We start from the raw sequence: 4,464 nt of genomic DNA on the forward strand, positions 1-4,464 counted from the left end.
AATCAGAACGTTGCCAGCCACGACAAACGCATCACAGAAATCATGTTTATAGAAACCTCGTTTCACGCCTGCTCGGCAGTGGCGAACCAGCCCGAGTTGTCAGGGTTTTGGTGTCGAGGGCGAGGACGGTGCCGTCCACGGTGACGGCGATGGCCAGGTCGCCGGCGGTGGTGAGTGGTGCGGCGATGGGGGCGCCGAGGGGTGTTTCGTGCCGCGCCTGGCCGGATTGGGCGTCCAGGAGGCGTAGGACGCCGTCGAGGCCGGGGAGTACGAGTGTGTCGCCGAGCAGGGTGGGTGGGGCGAACACGGGGTGTGGGGTGCGGGTGCAGCTGGTCATGGCGAACGGGCCGGCCGGGTCGATGTCGGTGCGCCAGAGGGTTGTTCCGTCTTCGTAGTCGAGCAGGGCGATTCCGCGTCCGGCGTCGGCGACCGCGAGGCCCCAGGGTGTTGCTACCGGGGTGGCCGGGTTGAACGGTGCGGTGGTCGCGGTGGCCCATCTCGCCTTACCGCTGGTGACATCGAGGCGTACCGTCTGGCCGGGTGTGGGCAGGTACAGTGCCGCGCTTTCGGTGTCGTACAACGGTGTGCCGATGGGTGTGCCGGCGAGTTCGCCGTCGCCGCCGGCGGGTCCCCAGCGGGTGCTGCCGGTGTGTAGGTCGAGGCCGATCATCCCGCGGGGGAGTGGGCAGCTGCCGACGATCAGGGTGTCCCCGGCGATGAGGGGGATCGCGTGCCCGACCAGGGTCTGGTAGGGGGCCAGGTCGTGTCGTTCCCAGCGCAGTTCGCCGGTCGCCGCGTCCAGCGCGCGCAGGTGTGAGAGGTCACCGACCACGACCAGCCCGCCGGCCACCACCGGGTCGGTCCAGGCGAACAACCGCAGCGGGTCGGGGGAAGGTACCCGCCAGCGTTCCGTCCCGGTGACACGGTCCAGGCTCACCACGTCGCCGACCACCTCGACGGCGATCACCGAATCGGCGAAGACCGCCGGGGTGCCTTTGACTGAGGAACCCAGCTCGGCCAGCCAGCGGCGGGAACCGTCCGCGAGGGTGAGCAGTTCGACGGCTCCGGCGGGGCGGTCCTCGTGCCTGACCCCGATGATTACTTCGTCGCCGTCGAGGCGGGCCGGGGCCCGGTGCCCGGCCCCGGTCAGCTGGTGGCGCCAGCGCACCACTGCCGTGGCGGCGTGCGGTGGGTGGCGGGGCGGGTCGGGTATCTCGAAGGTGGACCGTTCCAGGCCTGTGGGTGCCACCGCCCGGGTATGCAGGGTGATTTTCTGCCCGTCCCAAGTGACGACCCGGAACGACGGGGGGGTGTAGTCCAGCGACCCGAATAGCGCGGTCGGGGTGCTCACGTGCAGGGTGCCGTCGACCTCGACCACCCGGGAGACGTGCCGGTGCCCGGAGAACGTCGCGGCGGGGGGGCGTGGCAGCCCGTCCAGGACGGAACGCCACGGCTGGTCGTGGGACAGCAGGATCCACGGGGTTTGCGGCGGGATCGATGCCAGGTCGGCGCGTAGCCAGGCGTCCTGCGCCTCGTGGTCGAGCCCGAGTTCGTGGGTGAGCCAGTCCAGCGCGACCACGTGCAGCCCGGGCAGATCGAACGAGTACCAGCGCGGGCCCAGGTTACGTTCGTAGCCGGCGGGATCGGCGGAATGCATGAGGTAGCCGGTGCGGGCGATCCGCATGTCGAACAGCCCGGGGTTGTTCGCGATGTGGTCGTGGTTGCCGGGCAGCAGGTGTACCGGCAGCGGGCTGGTGCTCACCGCCCCGCGCAGCAACTCGAACTCCTCATCGCTGCCGAGATCGGTGAGGTCACCGGTTACGATCACCGATGACACCTCCCCGGCGCGTTCCGTGACCCTCGCGAGGAACTCCGACAACGCCTGCGCCGACCCCAGCTCCGCCGGCCGTGAGAACAGCGTGTGGTCCAGTGCCGGATCGCGGAGGTGGAGGTCGGAGACGTGCACGAACCGGTACGGGAAGGCAACCGGGACGGGGGTGAGGGTGAACGTCACCGACTCCTCGGCGGCCGGGGCGAACCAGCGGTCGGCGGCATAGCCGGCGGGGCGGGTAAGGAACACGAACGGCCCCGCCGCGGCCAGCAAGAACGTCCCGTCCGTCGCGCTGGTGGTGACCGTACGGCCGTCGCTGACGAGCACACCGGGACAGGCCCGCCCGTCGGCGGTGACGACACGTCCACGCATGAAGATAGCCTTTCTCGAGATCAGACGCGGAGATACGAGCTACGACACTCGGTGAGGACGTCGCCGACCTCAAGAAGAGCTCGTTATGGCCACAATGGATTACTCCAGGCGCAGCGGCCATCGGGGGCGACAACGGTAACGCGGCAGTACTTGCCACTAAAGGAACTGAGATCAAATGTGGCTGATGTAATCTTCTCATGAGGGGTCGGGAGCTGTTGTTGTATGTTCAGCCACTGGTCTCCGCCGCCGGCGAGCACGATTGCGCGTGCCGGGCTGGTATGGACGTCAAGCTGGTTGCCGCGAACCGACATCGCGGTGATTTCTTGACCCTGGGTCGCATAGTAGGCCCCTGCCTTTAGCGATTGGAGGATCGTGTCCGGGCTGTTGCGCTCGGCTCGTACTTGTAGCCAGCCTCCACCGTGGCTGTCGGGGTGCTCAAAGTGGGCGTCGTCGCTGGCGTCGACGAAGAGTCGGTGGCCGGCTTCGAGTAGGCCGTCGTAAAAGTAGCTGCCGTCAGCACCGTGCGGAAACATGGTGGCCATGCTATGGTTGTAGATCTCGACTGCGTCGACTGCATGAAGCCCAGCAATTGTGTCGGCAGCACCGAGCGGTAGGTTGTTGAGCCCGGGGTGTAGCAGCACCAGAAATGCTCCGGAATCTTTGGCACGCATGATGGCATCGACGTGGGCGGCGGGGCTATCGTCCGGCGGTGGGGCGAAGTCCAGTGGGAGCCCTGCGGCGGTAACCCAATAGCAGTGACGGTCGGTCCAGGCGGCGGAGCTTAGTTCCGCACCGACGATCGCGGTGAACTTCTCGGAGGAGAACGCCGTGGTGTCGGTTAGTCGCCAGTCGTAGGTGGCTTCATAGTGGTCGGAAAGCACGATCCAGTCGTGGCCGGCGGCCTGGTATGTAGCTATTACTTCTTCGACGCTCAGAAGTCCGTCCGAGTCGGTCGAGTGGCAGTGCAACTGCCCGCGGTATAGCTGTCCGGGCTGGGTCCAGGCGCGCAGTGCGGTATCGACGTCGCGAGAGGACTGCACTGTTGAATGGCCCGCTGCTAACATGTCGCTGCTCCAAGGTTGGCGGCTTGGGTTGGGTCGTTGAAGCTAGTCTTCGGGTAGGTGATCGAACCGAGGGCGAGCAGCAAAAGATCTTGATCTAGAGCGATCTTTGCTGTCTGGGGGCCCTGGGACCCAGGACTCAGGCACGCATGGACGACCGTGGCGGCCCCCGCACCAGTTCGGCAAGGGTGCCAGGTGGCGCGTCAGCAACGCTCGCCATGCCGGCCTCATTGGGCCTGATCGTCACGTCCACGAACCTATCTGCACGGAACAACGTTCCAATGAACGATGGATGGACATTTCCTATCAAGGATGTATCGAAACTTCGTTTCACGTCTGCTTCTCGCGCAGCGACGGGGGCCGGACCCGCGGGTCTGCGAGCGTGTCAGCTGGGTAGGGGCCCGGGGACCCGAACCCCTGGCTTCCTCTGGCTTCCTCCCTGCCGGCAGAACAGGTCGGCCAGGTCGATCGCAGTCGGCTCGTCCTCCTCATCGAGCATCCGGGCCCGCACGACCGCCGCGCTGATAGCGAACAGTTCGGCGCCGATGTCGACGAGACGCCCGAGGAACGCCTGCTTCTTCTCCAGTCTGCCCTGCCAGCGAGCCATCCCGTAGAAGGTCGACCAAGGCTTCGGCATGTTCGCGATCTGAGTGACCTGTCCAGGAATCGGCGGTGTCTCCCGTCTATCCGGTTTGCCGTGGGAAGCCATGGAGCTCGAGAGCGGCGGTGGCTTTCTTGTGGGCGCGGCGGCCGGAGGGGATGTAGCGGTAGCCAGCGCGGCGGATCGCGTTGATCACGGCGCCTCGGAAGATCGCGAGGGCTGCCGGGACACGGCCGGTCCGGCTGCTGCTGGCGTCTTCACCGAAGGTCACGTCTCGGACATAATGCTGCTTGACCTCGATGTGCCAATGGCCGCGGGCAAGGTCGGCGAGCAGGGCGGGTTCGGCCTGTTCGGCGGTGACGCCGATGATCATGTAGATGGTCTCGCAGGTCGGGGCCTTGTCCTTCTCCTTGCGCCAGCGGTGGATCCTGATCGCCTGGGTGGCGTGCGGGAAGTCGAGGCCGGCGACGGTGGCGACCTCGAGGGTGCGGGTCTCGTCCCGGCCGTGGCCGTGGTCACGGGTGGTGTCGCCGGTCGGGACGTCGGCCCAGGGCAGGGCGGCCAGGACGTCTTTCAACATCGGCTGGCTACCCTTGATC

At 66.7% G+C, this 4,464-nt stretch carries 4 protein-coding genes; all 4 read right to left on the reverse strand.

Going from position 1 to position 4,464, the window contains the following annotated elements:
- Window positions 1–46: 46 nt before the first annotated feature.
- Window positions 47–2,203 carry an outer membrane protein assembly factor BamB family protein gene (locus tag AC08OT_RS19400; protein WP_476603159.1) on the reverse strand — a complete coding sequence of 719 codons (2,157 nt, stop codon included), beginning with the start codon at window positions 2,201–2,203 and terminating at the stop codon, window positions 47–49.
- Window positions 2,204–2,286: 83 nt separating this feature from the next.
- Window positions 2,287–3,267 (reverse strand): CehA/McbA family metallohydrolase domain-containing protein, encoded by a 981-nt coding sequence (locus tag AC08OT_RS19405; protein WP_476594612.1) that lies wholly within the window; start codon window positions 3,265–3,267, stop codon window positions 2,287–2,289.
- A 382-nt stretch (window positions 3,268–3,649) separates the two neighbouring features.
- Window positions 3,650–3,901 (reverse strand): hypothetical protein, encoded by a 252-nt coding sequence (locus AC08OT_RS19410; protein ID WP_476603160.1) that lies wholly within the window; start codon window positions 3,899–3,901, stop codon window positions 3,650–3,652.
- Between the two features lie 46 nt (window positions 3,902–3,947).
- Window positions 3,948–4,464 (reverse strand): ISAs1 family transposase (locus tag AC08OT_RS19415; RefSeq protein ID WP_476603161.1); only part of this gene is annotated, 517 nt, incomplete at its 5' end.

Source organism: Frankia sp. CgJB1, from assembly GCF_977947065.1.

Coding starts and splice junctions, on each gene's coding strand:
- AC08OT_RS19405 (WP_476594612.1), bottom strand. CDS start 3,267: ATGTTAGCAGCGGGCCATTCAACAGTGCAGTCCTCTCGCGACGTCGAT.
- AC08OT_RS19400 (WP_476603159.1), bottom strand. CDS start 2,203: ATGCGTGGACGTGTCGTCACCGCCGACGGGCGGGCCTGTCCCGGTGTG.
- AC08OT_RS19410 (WP_476603160.1), bottom strand. CDS start 3,901: ATGCCGAAGCCTTGGTCGACCTTCTACGGGATGGCTCGCTGGCAGGGC.